At 39.1% G+C, this 19,291-nt stretch carries 12 protein-coding genes and 1 riboswitch; of the genes, 7 read left to right on the forward strand and 5 right to left on the reverse strand.

Features of this window, described 5'->3' with window-relative positions:
* Positions 1-11: 11 nt before the first annotated feature.
* The 3 genes from QUE09_RS14670 to QUE09_RS14680 form a co-directional block, all read right to left on the reverse strand.
* The gene (locus QUE09_RS14670; protein ID WP_286233592.1) at positions 12-1,268 is read right to left on the reverse strand and encodes a PLP-dependent decarboxylase; all 1,257 of its coding nucleotides are present in this window, start codon (positions 1,266-1,268) and stop codon (positions 12-14) included.
* 11 nt (positions 1,269-1,279) lie between these two features.
* On the reverse strand, positions 1,280-2,029 hold the full coding sequence (locus tag QUE09_RS14675) for a 2,3,4,5-tetrahydropyridine-2,6-dicarboxylate N-succinyltransferase (RefSeq protein WP_286233593.1): 750 nt from the start codon (positions 2,027-2,029) through the stop codon (positions 1,280-1,282).
* Between the two features lie 136 nt (positions 2,030-2,165).
* Positions 2,166-2,336, reverse strand: a riboswitch (Lysine riboswitch).
* A gap of 179 nt (positions 2,337-2,515) precedes the next feature.
* On the reverse strand, positions 2,516-3,754 hold the full coding sequence (locus tag QUE09_RS14680; protein WP_286233594.1) for a DsbA family protein: 1,239 nt from the start codon (positions 3,752-3,754) through the stop codon (positions 2,516-2,518).
* A gap of 205 nt (positions 3,755-3,959) precedes the next feature.
* Between QUE09_RS14680 and QUE09_RS14685 the strand changes: the two genes are divergently transcribed.
* The 3 genes from QUE09_RS14685 (at position 3,960) to arcA (ending at position 7,605) form a co-directional block, all read left to right on the forward strand.
* Positions 3,960-5,006: a methyltransferase gene (locus QUE09_RS14685; RefSeq protein ID WP_286233595.1), complete on the forward strand. Its 1,047-nt coding sequence runs from the start codon at positions 3,960-3,962 to the stop codon at positions 5,004-5,006.
* A gap of 78 nt (positions 5,007-5,084) precedes the next feature.
* Positions 5,085-6,716 carry a sensor histidine kinase gene (locus QUE09_RS14690; RefSeq protein ID WP_286233596.1) on the forward strand — a complete coding sequence of 544 codons (1,632 nt, stop codon included), beginning with the start codon at positions 5,085-5,087 and terminating at the stop codon, positions 6,714-6,716.
* A 187-nt stretch (positions 6,717-6,903) separates the two neighbouring features.
* Complete coding sequence (gene arcA / locus QUE09_RS14695; RefSeq protein WP_286233597.1) at positions 6,904-7,605, forward strand: two-component system response regulator ArcA; 702 nt, start codon at positions 6,904-6,906, stop codon at positions 7,603-7,605.
* Positions 7,606-7,701: 96 nt separating this feature from the next.
* Here the strand turns inward: arcA and QUE09_RS14700 are convergent, their stop codons facing one another.
* Positions 7,702-8,040 (reverse strand): Hpt domain-containing protein, encoded by a 339-nt coding sequence (locus QUE09_RS14700; protein ID WP_286233598.1) that lies wholly within the window; start codon positions 8,038-8,040, stop codon positions 7,702-7,704.
* A gap of 315 nt (positions 8,041-8,355) precedes the next feature.
* On the opposite strand from QUE09_RS14700, the gene folE2 reads away from it, so the two are divergent.
* The 4 genes from folE2 to QUE09_RS14720 all read left to right on the forward strand — a co-directional run bounded on the left by folE2 (position 8,356) and on the right by QUE09_RS14720 (position 16,713).
* The gene (folE2, locus tag QUE09_RS14705; RefSeq protein ID WP_286233599.1) at positions 8,356-9,279 is read left to right on the forward strand and encodes a GTP cyclohydrolase FolE2; all 924 of its coding nucleotides are present in this window, start codon (positions 8,356-8,358) and stop codon (positions 9,277-9,279) included.
* Between the two features lie 570 nt (positions 9,280-9,849).
* The gene (gene gltB, locus QUE09_RS14710) at positions 9,850-14,310 is read left to right on the forward strand and encodes a glutamate synthase large subunit (protein WP_286233600.1); all 4,461 of its coding nucleotides are present in this window, start codon (positions 9,850-9,852) and stop codon (positions 14,308-14,310) included.
* 27 nt (positions 14,311-14,337) lie between these two features.
* A complete protein-coding gene (locus QUE09_RS14715) occupies positions 14,338-15,756 on the forward strand; it encodes an FAD-dependent oxidoreductase (RefSeq protein WP_286233601.1) in 1,419 nt (472 codons plus the stop codon).
* Positions 15,757-15,921: 165 nt separating this feature from the next.
* The gene (locus QUE09_RS14720) at positions 15,922-16,713 is read left to right on the forward strand and encodes a substrate-binding periplasmic protein (protein WP_286233602.1); all 792 of its coding nucleotides are present in this window, start codon (positions 15,922-15,924) and stop codon (positions 16,711-16,713) included.
* Here QUE09_RS14720 and QUE09_RS14725 read toward each other — a convergent pair.
* Complete coding sequence (locus QUE09_RS14725) at positions 16,700-19,273, reverse strand: sensor domain-containing phosphodiesterase (RefSeq protein WP_286233603.1); 2,574 nt, start codon at positions 19,271-19,273, stop codon at positions 16,700-16,702. The genes QUE09_RS14720 and QUE09_RS14725 overlap by 14 nt on opposite strands.
* Positions 19,274-19,291: the final 18 nt, after the last annotated feature.

The following is a 19,291-nucleotide window of genomic DNA, read 5'->3' on the forward strand; positions in this document are numbered from 1 at the left end:
CTTTCATATTGTTATGCCAAATACCATTGCGCTGGTTTTGCTTCACGAACAAGTATTAATTCATGCCCACTAAATACATACTCCGCTGCAGTTTGATGGCATAGGAAAAAAGGCATGCTTTCGGTAAACCCATAAGCACCGACGTAACCGAAAAGTAATCGATCATCAACATCTACATCTATTGGTAATGGCAGGCAGCCTAGCTTATCTAAACTAGTACAAAGGGGACCATGCAAATCAAAATTGGCATTGACTTCCATAGAGGGTCGAAGCAACCTTACAGGGAAAGGTTGCTCGGTAATACCTGGGCGCAATAAATGGTTAATGCCCGCCGATAAGACTAATTGCTGTTGATCAAAATTAACCTTTTTATCAACAACAGAGGTGACATAATAACCACAATTTGCTACCGCATATCGCCCTAACTCTAGCCATAACTCTTCGACATTGGCTTGTTTTTTTACTTTCGCCAAATCAGCAATAATGTCTTGCCAATCTAGCTGTTCACCTTGTTCGTGGTAATCTATTCCTAGGCCACCACCTAGGTCTAAGACTTTAAGTGTCATGCCTATGGATTGCGATAATGTCACGAGAGGCTCAACCATTTGTTGCCACAGATCGTACATTTTTTTGTTAGACAACATATTTCCCCACTGAAAAATATGTAAGCCACAAATATTTAACTGCGGAAATTGAGAAACATGATATTTTTGCCATGCCTCAACAGACATACCAAAAGGCGTTACTTGATTACCACCTAGAGGATTCTTTTCGCCATCTGGCCATTGTAATTGTACACGTAACAATACTTCAGGCTTTACTGAAAACTCTGTTGCTAATTCATTTAACCATTTAAGTTGGTTAGGGCTTTCGGCAACAAAAGTGTTCACTCCTTTCGCCAAAAACTCTGCAAGTTGCGCGCGTGACTTAGCAGGCCCAGTGTTTAAAATTCTCTTTGCATCAACACCTTGGTTTAATACTTGTTGAAGCTCACCACTACTGGCAACATCAAATTGAATGCTGGCTTGGTCGACTGTTTGAATAATACGCGAAAGCGGATTTGCTTTAACGGCATACCACAGCTTTACAACATCTTGATTTTGTAAAAAATGTAAATGGCTTTTTAAGGCGTTTAAGTCATAAACAAAGTAAGCAAGTTCATCAATATTATCACTAACGTGGTTCAACAGCGCTTGTTCAAGTGCCTTGCTTTGCTGAAATTGTTGATGCCAAGATACTGGACGTTCAGAATCAGATGACTGCTGCATATCCCCTCCCGCTAGCGAAGTATTGATTCGAGTGTTAGTGACGCGTCACTTTGTTCATCACGATATTTAACGATAAGCGCACACGCCATGTTTAAGCCATTTTCACTAGCCCACGAACCTGACATCGGTCGAGTGCCGGGTACGACAACAGCGCGTTCAGGTATATCTGCACCTTTCGCTAATTGTACTTGGTTAACGCAATCATAAACGGGCACAGATGCAGAAAGGTTAACACCTGGTGCAAGTACAGCGCCTTTTCGGATAACGATTCCTTCAACCACTACAACACCTGCACCAAGAAAAGCATCATCTTCAACAATAACGGGGCTAGCACCAATGGGCTCTAACACACCACCGATTTGAACGGCAGCAGATACATGAACATTTTTGCCAATCTGTGCGCACGAACCAATCAACGCATGACTATCAACCATAGTTCCTGTGTCCACGAAAGCGCCAACATTGATATATGCGGGAGGCATAACAATAACACCTGAAGCAACATGAGCACCGCGACGGATAGATGAACCTCCAGGGACTAAGCGCACACCATCAGCAACAGTCATTTCTCTGGCAGGTAAATTATGTTTGTCTACAAACCCTTGGTATGGACCGGTAAATGTTATATTTTCTCCGGCTTTAAACGCCGCTAAAATCGCCTCTTTCGCTGCAACATTAGCGTGCCAAGTGCCATGCTCATCTTTATTGGCTGCTCTTATGGTGCCTGCTTCTAATTCTGCTAAGGTTTGTTGCCAACTCACTTCGAAAAATCTCCAAAAAACTAACTGTTCAAACGCGTAACCAAACAAAAAGGTCACGTGATAACGTGTAAATTAAATGGAAAGCTAAAGGCTTTGCAGACGAGTAGCTAACTAGGAGGAGTAGCTAAAGCTGACAAAGGCCAGAAGCTCTCCACCTTGCGGTGACAGTTGTCAGGATTCAGCCTGAGCAACCGACAAATACATCATCAAAAATATATTTACCTCGGCGTTATACTCCCTCGTTAATGTTCATAAGAGTTTGATCTCTTCCCATTAACTACCTAGTAAACGCTCCTCTTCTGGCCCTATTTGCGTAGGCCGATAATACCCACCTACGATAAAAAGGGACAACATATTAGAACATTTATTCTAAAATGCCGCAAGCTTGGATAAATAATTATGGGAAGAATATAGTGTGAATAAAGCACTCTCACTGCGCTTATCAACATTGCCATTACTGAGATGTGCTTAGCAATACCGACTAGCTTACATAGATACGTTCAACAGGTTATCGTCAGGATAATTTGATGCCTGTTTGATGGCTTCTTCAATTAGAAACAATCTATCTTGGCCCCAACAGTACGTTTCGTTGAATCTAAAACAAGGAGCTCCCCATAAGCCTATTGATGCGAGTTCATTAAAGTTCTTCTCGGTCCATACCTGCCAATCAAACTCTTTTTGATAGCATAACGCTTGCTCGTAATTGATATCCAAGCGGTCACAGATAGACTTTATGGCCCTCTCATCGCTCACATTAATATTTTCAACAAAAATTGCATGAAAAATGGCCTCAACATAATCAACTGATTTGCCTTGTTTTAATGCATAAGCAAATATTTGATAGCTATTTATCACCCCTTGCTCAAAAGGTTCTGCATAACTTGAAAAGCGAATATTCGCTGTTTTTGCCTCACGGTAAGCATCTCTATACATATATTTCTGCTTACTTTCTGGCATTTTTAATCCCCGCATCATTAAAGGCATGATGGGCTTTATACATAATGTTAATTGATACTTTTTGGCTAGGCGGCACGCTTTAACAAATCCGAGATAAGAATATGGGCTGCGCAACGATAGAAATACTTCTAATTCACCACCAATGTTTTGGTTTTGGCTAGGCGCATCAGTACTTAACTCGGTTAAGTTGTCATGTTGAAAATATTGCTTATCATCTTTATTCAACCCTAAATTGCGTAAGCGACGCTCCAAATACACCAATCGATCAACACCAACAAACCATTCGCCAGCAAAATAGGTTGTTGCTGATAAATAATGACCTTTACTAACTAAACGTTGCTGATTTTTTACTTGAAAATTTATAGCGGGCGTTGATGTTTGACAAATATAATCAAATTTTTCTTGCCACACCTTATCAAAAAGCTCAACGGCATCAGCAACACTTCTAACAGAAAACTGCCATAACTGCTGCCCTGTCAATAATTGAGACTCAAGTGGTACCGCCTTAATTGGCGTTAAACCATATCGTTTAGCAATTACATCGGCATCATTCAATACCCAACGCTGAGCCATTTGCGGGTAAATTTTGAGTCCAGGTAACGATTCATAAACGAGATATAGCTTAAAGTTAATATGATAACCTTGTTCTAACTTTAATAATGCTTGCACCAACATATAGCTTTGCGGATCTCGTAGTGCTACATAGACTTCTACACATAACTGTTTTCCCAGCAATTTAGGAAGCGTTATGTATTTAAATTTAAGCATGAGTTCTAGAAGTTCACTTCTAAACCACCAGGCCTTAATTTGCATCAGCCATTTATTAATAACGCACTCCTCGTGTTATTTAGCCTACTGCCGTATCGGGCCAAGCCTTGGTACTGCCAGAAGAATAAGGTAATATACACGCCAATTATGACACAAATTAGCGTAAATTTCTGTCAGCGTTTAATACCATTTGCAAGAGCACCCCATGTTGTTAACAAACCTTAGCCAAGTATTAACCCGCAATGATGATTTGCTGCATGCTTCATCAACACTATTAGTCAATATGCCACAAGATAATTTTGCTGATCATTTAAAACAATTATCTCAAAATAGTGATATCACATTTTTTGACACGCAGTACGACGCACACTTATTTCACCAGTCTTTTTCATACGCGAACGCTGTTTTTTCAAGTTGCTATAAAAGCGAACATTTACATGACCTCGTGATAATGACATTTCCTAAAAGTAAAGCTGAATTAAACTTTATCTTAGCAATGCTAAGTGAAAGTTTAACGGAAGATGCGCGAATTTTAGTGGTTGGAGAAAACAAAAGTGGGATTAAATCGCTACATAAACTGACACAATCTTACCACCAATTTGTGGAAAAAATTGATGCTGCTAGACATTGTCTTTTATTCGAAATGGCGATTACCACGTTGCCCAAATTCACCTTAGAAGACTGGTATAAAACGTACCACATTACCATTAATAATCAATCGTGTACTATTGCAGCGTTACCCGGCGTATTTAGCCAAAATGGTCTCGATAAAGGTACTAAAGTGCTATTTAATTATTTACCCAGTAACCTCTCAGGCCAAGTATTAGATTTTGGCACAGGCGCCGGTGTTATCGCCACCTATCTCGGCAAAAGCAACCCGAATATCGCATTAACCCTTGCAGATGTAAGTGCATTAGCACTCGCTTCAGCTGAAAAAACACTAAGTCTTAACGGATTAACGGGAAAACTGATTGCCACGGATAGTCTATCTGCTATTTCATCGCAATACGATCACGTCGTCACAAACCCGCCTTTCCATCAAGGTACTAAAACACATTACGCGGCGACCGAGACCTTTTTGGCGGGAATTAATCGCCATATAAAGCCAGAAGGCTCATTAACAGTAGTGGCCAACAGCTTTCTAAAATACCAACCAATTATGGAAAAATGTTTCATGAATGTATCAGTACTAGGTATTCAGCAGGGATTTACGGTATATTCTGCCCGCGGCAAAAGTAGGTTAAGTAGTTGAAATTTACACAATTGAGTTGCAATTTAACCTAAATTCAACAATTATCATTCTATACGTGATACAAATTATAATATTTAGATGCCATCTCAAAAAGAAATAAAATCGATACGTAGCGCAATTCTGATCAGTGTTGTCGGCTTTATCTCTCTTTTTGTCTTAATTGCATGTGCGTACATGACAAAAACATTTCTTAATGAATCTGAACGGCAATTAGAAACAAACACCATGCAATGGGCCAATTATGTCGTTCAACTGGCATCAGATGATTTACGCAACGGCGATAAGTTTGCTTTAGAAGATAAGCTACAGGTTTTCGCAAGTAATGATGCGATTCAAAAAATTGATGTTTATGCAATAGAAGACACATCTAAAAACTTTAAATATTTCGCTGGCTACAATTACTTAAAAAGTGCGCGTTCGATGGGGGATAAAATTACCACGCAGGAAAAAAATTTATACCTGACCCCAAAAAAAGAGGGAGATATTGTAAAGTTTGTAACGCCTGTAGTCTCACAAGATCAAGACCTTGGGTATGTATATGTCGAATTAGATACGCAACAGGGTCTATCCTTTGAAACGCATCTATTAATTATTTTTATTCTTCTATTCTTGTTATTAATCTGCTGCGTATTTTTCGTTAGTTTACGATTAGAGAACTTAATTGTTAACCCTTTACGAACACTAAGTTCGGAATTATTAAAGATCTCTCAAACCAAAGATTACAGCTTAAGAATTTCAAGATTACCCTACAAGGAAGCCGATGCGGTTGCTGCTAACATTAATAACTTCTTAAATCGAACCGAACGCCATGTCACGCAGTTAGGTCTTGCTGAAAAACAAAGCCTTGAACTTAATATCGAATTAGAAGATAAAGTTGCAAAACGCACTGACGCCTTAAAAGAGTCTAATCAAGAATTATTATCAACTTTAGAAAAACTGCATCAGTTTCAAGACCAACTTGTTGAAAGTGAAAAAATGGCTTCACTTGGCGATATGGTTGCTGGTGTTGCGCACGAAGTAAATACACCAATAGGGCTAGGTGTTACAGCGTCGACACTACTATCTGATCGTTTACGAGATATTAAAACTGCGTTTGAAAATAGATCGCTTAAATCAAGTCAATTGAAAAAATTCCTCAGTGAGGGAGAAGAAAATGTCGGTATTATTTACCGCAATTTAAAGCGAGCAGCAGAATTAATTTCAAGTTTTAAAAAGGTAGCTGTAGATCAATCTAGTGAAGAATTTAGGCAATTTAATTTCAGCGAATTACTTAATGAAATTTTGTTTACACTAGCGCCCCAGATTAAAAACACGCCATATCAGATTTCATTCGACTGTCCTGAAGACCTCATTGTTGTTAGTAAACCAGGGCCTATTAATCAAGTATTGATAAACCTCATTTTAAATTCCATTACACATGGTTTCGATGGTCTGGATCATGGCAACATTAATGTTGTAATTTCAAAGCAAAGCGAAACGCTACATATCGTCTACAGCGATGATGGATTAGGTATCGCTAGTGAAATTAAAGACAGGGTATTTGAACCATTTACGACAACAAAACGTGGTGAAGGCGGTAGTGGTTTAGGACTACATTTGGTGTATAACCTAGTAACACAAGCATTAGGAGGCAGTATCAAACTAGACAGTAAGCCTAAACAAGGCGCAACGTTTGAGATTAAATTTCCTATTAGTGAACAGCTGTTATAAAACAGTTGGTAGATTAACAAAAGCTTTACACTGGCGAGATATTAGCCATTGGATTATTTGTTATTTTATATTAGGGTATATAAAATTGTTATTAAGATGTAAAGCAAGTATTTAACCACTCTTGTTATACATCGAACAACAACAATAATTAGTATTAATAAATACTGTATTTATTTGGAAAAAACGCATGCAAAAACCTCATATACTTATTGTAGAAGACGAAGAAGTCACTCGCTTTAATTTACGAAACTTATTCGAAGCAGAAGGTTACATTGTTTCAGAAGCCGTAAACGGTGAAGCAATGGAGCAGCAATTAAAAAATAATGTCGTTAATTTAGTAATCATGGACATAAATCTACCGGGTAAAAATGGTTTACTTTTAGCTCGAGAATTAACCACTAACAGTGATTTAGGTTTAATCTTTCTTACAGGGCGTGATAGCGACATTGATAAAATTTTAGGTTTAGAAATCGGCGCAGACGATTACTTAACCAAACCTTTTAACCCAAGAGAGTTGACGATTAGAGCGCGTAATATCTTAAACAGAATCACGCAAGGTAAAAGTGATACTGACAACGCTATTATCAAATTTAACCAATGGAAGCTTGATGGCAACTCACGAAAAATGACGGCGCCAAATGGTGAAGAAATATCAATTCCTAGAGGTGAATATCGCGCGCTAAGATTACTAATAGCCAATGCTGGTCAAATTGTGACGCGTCAACAATTAATAAAAGAAATGACAGGGCGTGATCTACGTTCAAATGATAGAACGGTAGATGTTACTATTCGCCGTTTACGAAAGCATTTTGAATTGTTTGATAAAAAGCTTGAATTGATCAACACCATTCATGGTGAAGGTTATCGCTTTGTCGGTAAAGTGGAATAAATAAAAAACCTTTACTGCGACTATATAAGCCGTAACGGATGAAATTACATCAATAAAAAGGTTAGCATTTGCTAGCCTTTTTATTGATGTAATGGATTATTGCTGGCTAATCCATAAGCTAAATGCTTCTATTGCAGATGAATTTTCGACGTTTAAAGCATGTAAATATTGCTCTTTTTGCTGCCAACTTTCAGAAGACTTTTCTATTGCAACTAATTGCTGATGAACAGTGAGTAAACCAACACTACCCGCTGCGCCTTTCATTTTATGACAGCGCTCTTGCCAATCATTCTGGGATTTCGACATTACAGCTTGTGCTATTTCAGTTAAATACACTTTAGATTGCTCAACATAAAGATCTAACATTTGTGTAACGACTGCTACACCTAGGTTTTCAAGATAACCTGCAAGAAGTTCAGTATCTAACTGTTTCATATTATTAAAGATTCATTGATGTGTTGAATAGAGTATCATTGTAACAGGCAATTTTATTTTGTCATCCGTATAAGTCATTCCTTATTGCTTAAACACTTTTTCACTCCCAGTACCATGTAAACTGGACAAATTATCTGACAGTTCAGTAATGTTCGTAAGTACCTTAATATTGCTTTTAACCGTGTTTTCATTCAAAATAGCCGCCCTTTTATACTGAGCGTCGCAACTAAAATACGCTTAAAAGCATTAACCTTGTTATGACTGAAGTTAGGGAAAGCCTAGCCCTTTACGTAACTTCCTAAAATCGGAGTCTCCATGTCTACCTTAATGCCTGATATTGCCAACCATACTACTGCCCAAACCGAAGGAACACTCGATTGGGTTGGAATGAGCAATATTGAAATGCCAATAATGTTATCTTCCAAGGATGAGTCTCCTAGAATGGTTTCCGCATTTGTTGATGCCTTTGTGAACTTAAAAGAACCACAAGCTAAAGGCATTCATATGTCTCGTTTATATTTATTACTAGATGAACTATCAACGAGTAATGAACTTAACTACCAAAGCTTAGTTGCTCTGCTTGATGGTTTTATTAGTAGTCATCAAGATCTAAGTGACAACGCAAAAGTTGTTTTCCGCTTTGATTATCACCTAAGAAGGAAATCACTTATCAGTGGAAAGCAAGGCTGGAAAGCTTATCCTGTCACAATTACAGGACGCTTGAACCAAGGTAAACTCAGCGTTGAGCTTGCCGTAGATGTTCGTTATTCCTCTACATGTCCATGCTCAGCAGCACTTGCAAGGCAACTGATTCAACAAGCCTTTAAAGAGTCATTTAGTGAAAAATCACTCAATTTAAATGATGTATACGAATGGTTAGGAACAACTGATGGTATTGTTGCCACACCACACAGCCAACGTTCAGTTGCTGAAATTAAAGTGAACCTTGGTAACGAAGCAATCGACTTCCCACTTAAGGATATTGTAGATTTAACGGAAGATGCATTAAAAACGCCTGTACAAGCAGCAGTAAAACGCGAAGATGAACAAGAGTTTGCGCGTTTAAATGGTCAAAATTTAATGTTTTGTGAAGATGCTGCGCGTAAATTGCAACATGCAATGAACCAAGTTCCGCTATTCCAAGATTTTTGGCTAAAGATAAATCATTTAGAATCGTTACACGCGCATGATGCAGTTAGTGTTACTACAAAAGGTGTTGCTGGCGGCTATCAACCATAAGCCGCTCATTAAAGCCTCATAGAAAGCAAGTGTATAGCACTTGCTTTTTTTATACCTGCGAAGCATGTAACAACGTTCTCCACTTATAGGAAACATTTTCCAAGCTAAATATCACCAATTGCTAGTCTTTTTACATGTTAGCCAATGTATTATTACCCGTTTTTAAGAGTAATTTTATATACGTTAGTTTTTTATTGTTTAAGGTGAATAAATTACTGCATAAACAGCCGACAACCTAAACCTCGCGAAAAGCCTTAATATTCATGTAATAAATTTACATAACTCGTCCGTATCACGATCAAAAACACACTTGATGAAAATAATTATCATTATCAAAACAGCAATAAAAACGCCAATAAACAAATAAAACAATTATTTAACAGCAACTTATGTAAATGTAAAAAAATTACGAGCAAAAACTCTATTTTTATTGACCTTTATGCAGATTGCGTTTAATGTTAGGGGTTCCCCTTGGATAAAAAACCAGAGTAATTATGCATTTTTTACATAATTTTATTCTAATTTTAACTACTTTGGTGCCAAGCAGGTATTTTTTTTAGGAGAGAAAACATGCAGCTTTATGATCCCAACTTTCAAAAAGATAATTGTGGGTTTGGCTTAATTGCACATCAACATGGTGAAAACAGCCACAAGCTTGTAAAAACCGCAATATCAGCGCTTGACCGAATGCAACATCGCGGCGGTATTAACGCTGACGGTAAAACCGGTGACGGTTGTGGATTATTAATGAAAAAGCCAGACAGCTTTTTCCGAGCAGTCGCAGAAGAAAACGGGTGGCAACTTGGCCGTAAATATGCGGTTGGCATGATCTTCTTAAACCCTGATCCCGTCATTGCGGCAAAAACCAAAGAAATACTTGAACAAGAGCTTTCGCAAGAAATGCTAACCTTAGTTGGCTGGCGAACAGTACCAACAGACAAATCAATCTTAGGTGATATTGCAGCGAGCAATGTACCAACAATAGAGCAAATTTTTGTAAATGCGCCTCCAGGATGGCGAAATAGAGATCTTGAGCGTCGCTTATATATGGCAAGACGTCGTGCAGAAAAACGTATTGAAGACGAACGTTTTTACGTCGCTAGCTTATCGTGTTTGGTGACCATCTATAAAGGCTTGATGATGCCTGTAGATTTGCCTAACTTTTACTTAGATCTCGCTGATATTCGTATGCAAACAGCGATCTGTGTTTTTCATCAACGATTTTCTACCAATACGTCACCACAATGGCATTTAGCACAGCCTTTTCGTTATTTAGCACACAATGGTGAAATTAATACCATTAAAGGTAATAGGCAGTGGGCAAGAGCACGTACATATCGTTTTCAATCCCCTCTTTTACCCGATTTACAACACGCAGCACCATTTGTAAATGAAGCAGGATCAGATTCTTCATCTTTAGATAACATGCTTGAATTGTTTTTAGCCGGTGGTATGGATCTGTTCCGTGCTATGCGTTTACTCGTGCCACCAGCATGGCAAAATAGCCCTTTAATGGATGATGATCTAAAAGCCTTTTATGAATTTAACTCAATGCATATGGAACCATGGGATGGACCAGCAGGTATCGTGATGACCAATGGTCGTCACGTCGCATGTAATCTAGACAGAAACGGTTTGCGTCCAGCACGTTATGTCATTACACGCGATGGGTTTATTACCCTAGCCTCAGAAGTTGGTATTTGGGATTATGGTGAAGATGAGGTTGTAGAAAAAGGCCGTGTTGGCCCCGGTGAAATGCTCGCAGTAGATACATATACGGGTAAAATATTTAACTCTAGCGACATTGATAATGATTTAAAAGTACGCCATCCCTATCGCGAATGGCTTAACAATAACATTAGCCGATTAGTGCCTTTTGAAGAGCTTGACGCTGAATTAATAGGTCAGCGCGTCTTTAACGACAAAAGTATTGCTGAATATCACAAACTATTTAATTACAGTTATGAAGAAATTCAACAAGTAGTAAAAACACTTGCGGAAAACGGACAAGAAGCAACAGGATCAATGGGCGATGATACCCCTATGGCGGTTTTATCGAGTCAACCACGTACATTATATGATTATTTCAGACAACAGTTTGCGCAAGTCACCAACCCACCAATAGATCCACTTCGTGAGCGTTATGTTATGTCACTTGGTACCTGTATAGGTAGAGAACATAACGTATTTAACGAAACAACAGGTCATGCTGATCGCATTTTATTTGATACACCTGTGTTGATGTATACCGGTCTAAAACAATTGCGAGAGTTGGATCCAGAGCATTACCGTAGCGACACATTGTCTTTGAATTACGACGTAAATGAAGGTTTAGCAACGGCGATAAAGCGTCTTTGCGATGAAGCTGTTGAACTTGTACGTAACAAAAATACTGTAATCCTTGTATTGTCTGACCGTCAAATTCAAAAAGGCTTTTTACCAATCCCTGCGGCCATGGCTGTCGGTGCAGTTCAGAAACGTCTAGTTGACGAGCAATTACGTTGTGACTCTAACATCATTGTTGAAACAGCCTCGGTAAGAGATTCGCATCAATTTGCGGTGCTACTTGGCCTAGGTGCTACCGCTATTTATCCTTACCTAGCCCTTGAAACAGTTGAACAATTAGTTGAACAAGGACAGATTAATTTACCAGTACGCGAAGCCGTAGAAAATTATCGCAACGGTATTAATAAAGGGTTATTGAAAATACTGTCTAAAATGGGGATTTCAACCATCGCAAGTTATCGATGTGCAGGGTTATTTGAAGTTATTGGTTTGCACCAAAACATCATGCAACTGTGCTTCCCTGATTTACCAAGTCGTATTCAAGGTGCTGACTTTGAAGATATTGAACAGGATACGATCAACCTTGCACGTAAAGCATTCATGCCTCATCAAAAACTGAGCCATGGTGGCTTGCTTAAATATGTGCATGGAGGAGAATATCACGCATATAATCCTGACGTTGTTAAAAACCTTCAAAATGCCGTGCAAACTGGTAATTATCAAGACTATCGAACGTTTGCAGATACGGTAAATAATCGCCCTACAGCAGCATTACGAGATCTTTTAGCGTTAAAACAAGAGACTACCCCTATAAGTATCGATAGCGTTGAAGCTGATACTGAAATGTTTAAACGCTTTGACAGTGCAGCGATGTCGATTGGTGCACTAAGTCCAGAGGCTCATGAAGCATTAGCAATAGCCATGAACAGATTAGGTGGTTTTTCCAATTCCGGTGAAGGTGGCGAAGACGAACGCCGTTTTGGCACCGTTAAAAATTCACGAATTAAGCAAATTGCATCAGGGCGCTTTGGTGTAACACCACATTATTTGGTAAATGCCGATGTACTACAGATCAAAGTTGCACAAGGTGCAAAACCAGGAGAAGGTGGACAACTACCTGGTGATAAAGTAACGCCGCTCATCGCCAAGCTACGTTTTTCAGTACCTGGCGTCACGCTTATTTCACCGCCTCCACATCATGATATATATTCTATTGAAGATTTAGCACAGCTAATATTTGATTTAAAACAAGTCAATCCAAAGGCCGTTATTTCAGTTAAGCTCGTATCTGGCCCTGGTGTTGGCACGATTGCCTCAGGTGTCGCTAAAGCTTACGCTGACTTTATCACCATTTCAGGGTATGACGGCGGTACAGGCGCCAGCCCATTAACGTCAGTTAAATATGCCGGCTGCCCTTGGGAATTGGGTTTAGCTGAAGCGCATCAATCGTTAGTATCTAACGGACTACGTCACAAGGTTCGCCTACAAGTAGATGGCGGTTTAAAAACGGGCTTAGATATTGTAAAAGCTGCTATTTTAGGTGCGGAAAGTTTTGGCTTTGGTACCGCACCAATGGTAACACTTGGTTGTAAATTCCTACGTATTTGCCATTTAAACAACTGTGCAACAGGTGTTGCTACGCAAGATAACGTGCTTCGTGAGCAATTTTTTAAAGGCTTGCCTGATCAAGTCATGAATTACTTTAAATTTGTGGCGCAAGACGTTAGAGAAATACTCGCGCAGCTTGGTGTTGAGAGCTTAACCGCTATTATTGGTCGAACTGATTTATTAGAGCCACTAGCGGGTATTAGTGCAAAACAACAGAAGCTAGATTTATCGCCAATTATTGCTCCTGTAGTACCAACAAAAAATACTGCAGTGCATCAAACGGAACAAAATATTCCATTTGATGAAGGTAAGTTAAATCAGCAAATACTTGAAGCAGCTCGTGATGCTGTTGCACATAGTACTGGTGGTAACTTCCGTTTCAGTATTAAAAATGTTGATCGTTCAGTCGGTGCAGTTTTATCAGGTGAAATTGCAAGGCAGCATGGCGATCAAGGAATGGCGGCACAACCAATAAAAATTGCACTGTCAGGTACTGCTGGTCAAAGTTTTGGTGTCTGGAATGCTGGTGGACTTGAATTAACATTAACTGGCGATGCTAACGATTATGTCGGTAAAGGTATGGCTGGTGGTAAAATTACTATTAAGCCGCCAAAGGGTGTTGCTTATAAGAGTCACAAAACCATGATAATGGGTAATACCTGTTTATATGGTGCTACTGGTGGCAATTTGTATGCATGCGGCCGTGCAGGCGAACGCTTTGCTGTGCGTAATTCTGGTTGCCAAGCGGTTGTAGAAGGTACAGGTGATCATACTTGTGAATATATGACAGGTGGTATTGTCACTGTTTTAGGTCAAGTAGGTGTGAACTTTGGCGCAGGTATGACAGGTGGCTTCGCCTATGTGCTTGATGAAGCTGACGACCTTGCTATACGTATGAACAATGAATCAATCGAGATGCTTTCAGTATCTGATTACAACATTCATACAGAGCACTTACGTGGCATTATTAATGAGCACTTTGAAGAAACCGGCAGCCTTCGCGCACAAGAGATTTTAGCCGATTTTGATAAGTTTGCCCCAATGTTTAAATTAATTAAGCCAAGCGCTACTGATGTGAAAACCTTATTAGGTCATCGTAGTCGTTCTTCTGCTGAACTTCGCGTTCAAGCACAGTAAATTTAGGACGCGGAGAGGAAGATTATTATGAGTAAAAATGTATATCAGTTTATTGACGTAAATCGAATTGAGCCTCCTAAAAAGCCAATTGACGAACGTAAAATAGACTTTGTTGAAATTTACAACCCTTTAAGTAGTGAACAAAGTTCAGGGCAAGCGGATCGTTGTTTGGATTGCGGAAACCCGTATTGTGAATGGAAATGTCCTGTACATAACTATATACCGCAGTGGTTAGAATTAGTCACTGAAGGTAAGATATTTGAAGCTGCTGATTTATGTCATCAAACTAACAGTTTGCCGGAAATGTGTGGTCGCGTATGTCCTCAAGATAGGTTATGTGAGTCTGCCTGTACGCTTAATGACGAGTTTGGTGCAGTTACCATTGGTAATATCGAAAAATACATTACCGATACCGCTTTTGAACAAGGGTGGAAACCCGATCTTTCAGACGTTATTGCTACCGGTAAAAAAGTTGCGATTGTTGGTGCTGGCCCTGCTGGCCTGGCTTGCGCAGATGTTTTAACGCGTAACGGTGTTGATTGTGTTGTCTTTGATAAACATCAAGAAATAGGTGGCCTACTGACGTTTGGCATTCCCTCTTTTAAATTAGAAAAAGAAGTTGTTCAACGTCGCCGTGTTATTTTGGAAGGCATGGGCATTGAATTTAAACTCAATGTTAATGTTGGTGTAGATATCGGCTTTAACGAACTGACCGATAATTATGACGCGGTTTTTCTTGCCATGGGTACATACACAGATATGACCGGTGGCTTTGATAATGAACAAGCACCAGGCGTGTATAACGCGTTAGATTTCCTTATCGCCAATACTCAGCATATTATGGGCATCACTGAAAATGCTAAACCTTATATTAGCTTTGCTGATAAAAAAGTTGTTGTGTTAGGTGGTGGAGATACCGCTATGGACTGTGTTCGCACTTCAATACGTCAAGGTGCAACGGAAGTGACTTGCGCATATCGACGTGACGAAGCCAATATGCCAGGCAGTCCACGTGAAGTACAAAATGCCAAAGAAGAAGGTGTAAATTTTCAATTTAATATCCAACCACTTGATATCGCCGTAGATGAAAATGGTCAGGCATGTGGTGTGAAATTTGTTAAAACCCAGCTAGGTGCACCAGATTCTGCGGGGCGTCGACGCCCTGAGCCTATTGCCGGTAGTGAATTTATTATGGAAGCTGACGCTGTTGTCATTGCTTTTGGTTTTCTGCCAAGTCCACCTAAGTGGATGCAAGATGCAGGCGTATCACTAGATGATAGAGGCCGTGTAGTTGCGAGCGCGGAAAGCGAGTTTGCATTACAAACCTCTGCAAAAAATATATTTGCCGGTGGAGATATGGTACTTGGCTCAGATCTCGTGGTTACCGCCATTGATCAAGGAAGAAAAGCAGCATTAGGTATTTTAGATTTCGTCTTAAGTGAATAACGATTTAAGTCAACATTTCTGTACAAAAAAGAGACATAGATTATGTCTCTTTTTTTATTTGCTTGTCAAAATAGATTACTAAATAGTCAATATTCATGTAAAATACGCGCCTTTAAAAATCAGCGCTAGACTTTCTGTCTCTTCCTTACAGGAATCACACACTACATGAGTAACCATAAATTGAGTAATCAAGTTGTATTCGTTTTATTCTTTTTATTACTTTTTCCTTTATATTCAATGGCTAAAAGTAACACATCTCAAATTAAAGTTGTGACGGAATACTTTGAACCCTATCAAATAAAACAACAAAATGGTCAATTAGGCGGTTTTGCGACTGAAGTTGTTCGCGCGATGTTTAAAGAAACAAACACTGTACCTAATATTACCGTAATGCCTTGGGCAAGAGCTTATGCAGAAGCAACACATTCGCCAAATACGTTAATCTATTCGATTGCACATACCGCAAAGCGCGATGACAATTTTCTTTGGGTTGGAAGTTTAACAAAAGAAAAGTTGTATTTTTGGACGGTAAAAAATAACGAAGCACTACTAAGAAACAAACAAGAAAACTTTCACAATTTTCGTGTTGCAGCAACACGAAAATCAAATGCTGCACAATATCTACAGGATCGACAATACAATAAGATATATCTACTTAATAAAGATGATCAAAATATTCTGATGTTGTACAAAGGTAGAGTAGATTTAATTATTGCCACAGATCTTACTGTGGCTAGTCGCGCTGAAAAGTTTGGATTGAATATCAATGAACTGGTAAAAGTGCGCGAAATAAAAGAGCTTAATAACGACCTATGTATTGCCTTTTCTAAAGGCACTGACCCTGCTTTGTTACAACAGTTTCGCCAAGCTTTCCGAAAAGTGAAACGTGCTGGCACTTTATCGCGTTTGCAAAATAAATGGCTAACACAAGAGCAAACATTAGCTAATTTGAACTGATAAGGTATTGTGCAATAGCATTGGCGGGCATCGGTTTATAAAAATAGTAACCTTGTCCATACATGCAATCCATATCAGAGAGTAACTTCGCATCGGCCAAGTACTCAATACCTTCACCAACGGTTCCCATTTGAAGGTTAGTTGCGAGGTCAATGATGGTTTTAATAATTGCACGATGGTTTTCATGTTCATGTACATTATTCACAAAAGAACGATCAATTTTTAACACGTCAATCGGAAACCTATGCAAGTAACTTAAACTTGAATAACCGGTGCCGAAATCGTCGAGTAAAATTTTTACCCCCATTTTCTTAAGTGCCATCATGTTTTTAAGCACCATTTCACTATTTTCTAATAATGCTCGTTCGGTTAACTCTACTCGTAAGTGTTTTGGTTTAATATCAAGGTTAGACAATATCGCCTCAATGTTGTCAGGTAACTTAGGATCAAAGAAGTGGTTACCATACAAATTACAACTAACGTATAAATCATCACGATTATAGGCAACTTGCCACCGTTTAAGCTGCTGACATGCTTGTTGTAGAATTTGTAAATCAATGGCTAAAATAAGGTTTGTTTCCTCAGCAAGTGAAATAAAATCATTGGGCATTACAAAACCTCTAGTCTCGCTATGCCACCTTGCCAAGGCTTCAAAGCCAACAATTTTCTGATTATCTAAACGCACAATGGGTTGAAAATAAGGGAAGAATTCGTTGTTATCTATAGCCTCTCGAATATCTGCTTCAAGGGTCATCGCATTTTGTACTTTTTTGTGCATGCTTGAATCGAATACTTCATAACGACCTTTACCCATATCTTTTGCGTGATACATGGCAATATCTGCGTCTCGCAACATGGTTTCAGCGTCTTGATAACGCTCATCGTTAAACAAAACCCCAATACTTGTGCCAATAAACACAGGCTGATTCTCAATTAAAAAAGGCGTAGAGAGAAACTCAGTTATTCGTTCAGCAACGTCATAAGCTTCATTTTTCTGCTCAAGATCTTCGATAAGTATTACAAATTCATCACCGCCAAGACGTGCCACCGTATCTTTAGTTCTGACAAGTTCTTTGAGCCCTACAGCGACTTTTTGTAATAACACATCACCTGCATGATGACCCAAACTATCGTTAACCACTTTAAAACGATCAAGATCTAAAAACAGAATCGCGAACTGCAACGAGGGCTTTCTGGTCCAACAGGCAATAGCATGATTCAACATATCCAAAAATACGGTACGGTTAGGCAAGCCTGTTAATGCATCATGTGTAGCGGCATGCTTTAACTGCTCTTCAATTGATTTACGCTGTTTTATTTCATCTTCAAGTTCAACAGTACGAAGTTTAACTTGTTGCTCCAATAACTCGTGTGTCTGCTTTTCAAATAATGCAAGTTCACGCCTTTTAATCGCTGTAGCGACATGTTGCGAAACAAAATTAAGTAACTCGGCATCGTTATCATTAAAAATAACATTCGCGTGGTAACTTTGAATTACCATAGCACCAATGGCTTCACCTTCTTGCATAAGTGGTACACCTAGCCAAGACTGTGTTTTAGTTTGCGGTTTAGCCGTATGCCCTAATTCATGAAGCTCGAACATTTGTTTACGATTTAGCAAAATGGTTTCTTTTCGAGTAATTGCTAATTCTGTAAAACCATTAGAGAACTTACGAGGCGCAAATTTAGATTGCAAATTTTCTGAATCTTGCTCAGAGTAATACACAAACGAAATCAAATCTTCAGCGCTATTATAATTAGCAATGTAAAAGTTTTCTGCGTTAAGTAGTTGACCTACAATGTTATGAACCATCGCATAAAACTTATCAATATCAATTGTGGCGTCATTGGTTAATTCTGAAATCCGATACAATGACTCTTGTAATAGTTCAGAGCGTTCTCTTTCACGTATCTGATCCATTAACTCTCTTGTACGTGCATCAACGGCTTTTTGCAGGCGCTCTCTATCTTGTAAACGTGTCATCGCCGTCACAATATGTTGAGCAGTAAAGGTAAGCATTTCTAAATCATGCTCTTGGTAACGCGTTTCTTCGTTATAGCTTTGCACTGCCATGACACCAATGACCATGCCATCTAAAATCAACGGTACACCTAACCAATCAGTTCCTATCGTGCCTAACGCCTTTATAGAACCTGCTTTTTCCATCAATTGCATTTTTTCGGGAGTAACGAGTAAAGGCTCGCCAGTTTCAATGACGTAAGAAGTCATTGAGCCTTCAAACTTGTTATAGTCAACAGGCCCAGGAGGAAAGCTGTCCTTTTCGTCGACATCATAAACAAAATCTAGCGTATTGAAGGTTTGGTCGTACAAGGCAATATAAAAATTGGTAGCCTTCATGATCGACGCAATAGCCTGATGAACCTGAGGATAAAAAGTATTGAGATCAGCACACTCGTGCGAAAGCTGATTAAGCGTAAAAAGTGCAGTATACCGCCCTTCAAGCTTGCGATACTTATCAAGCATCGACAACGCTTCCTTCGCTAAAGCATAATCATTTGTAGACAGTGAACTAGTATCACTTGATGTTTTATTGGTCATATACCTCTAAATTATCAC

The organism is Thalassotalea sediminis, from assembly GCF_030295915.1.
In the GTDB taxonomy this organism is placed as follows: Bacteria; Pseudomonadota; Gammaproteobacteria; order Enterobacterales; family Alteromonadaceae; genus Thalassotalea_C; species Thalassotalea_C sediminis.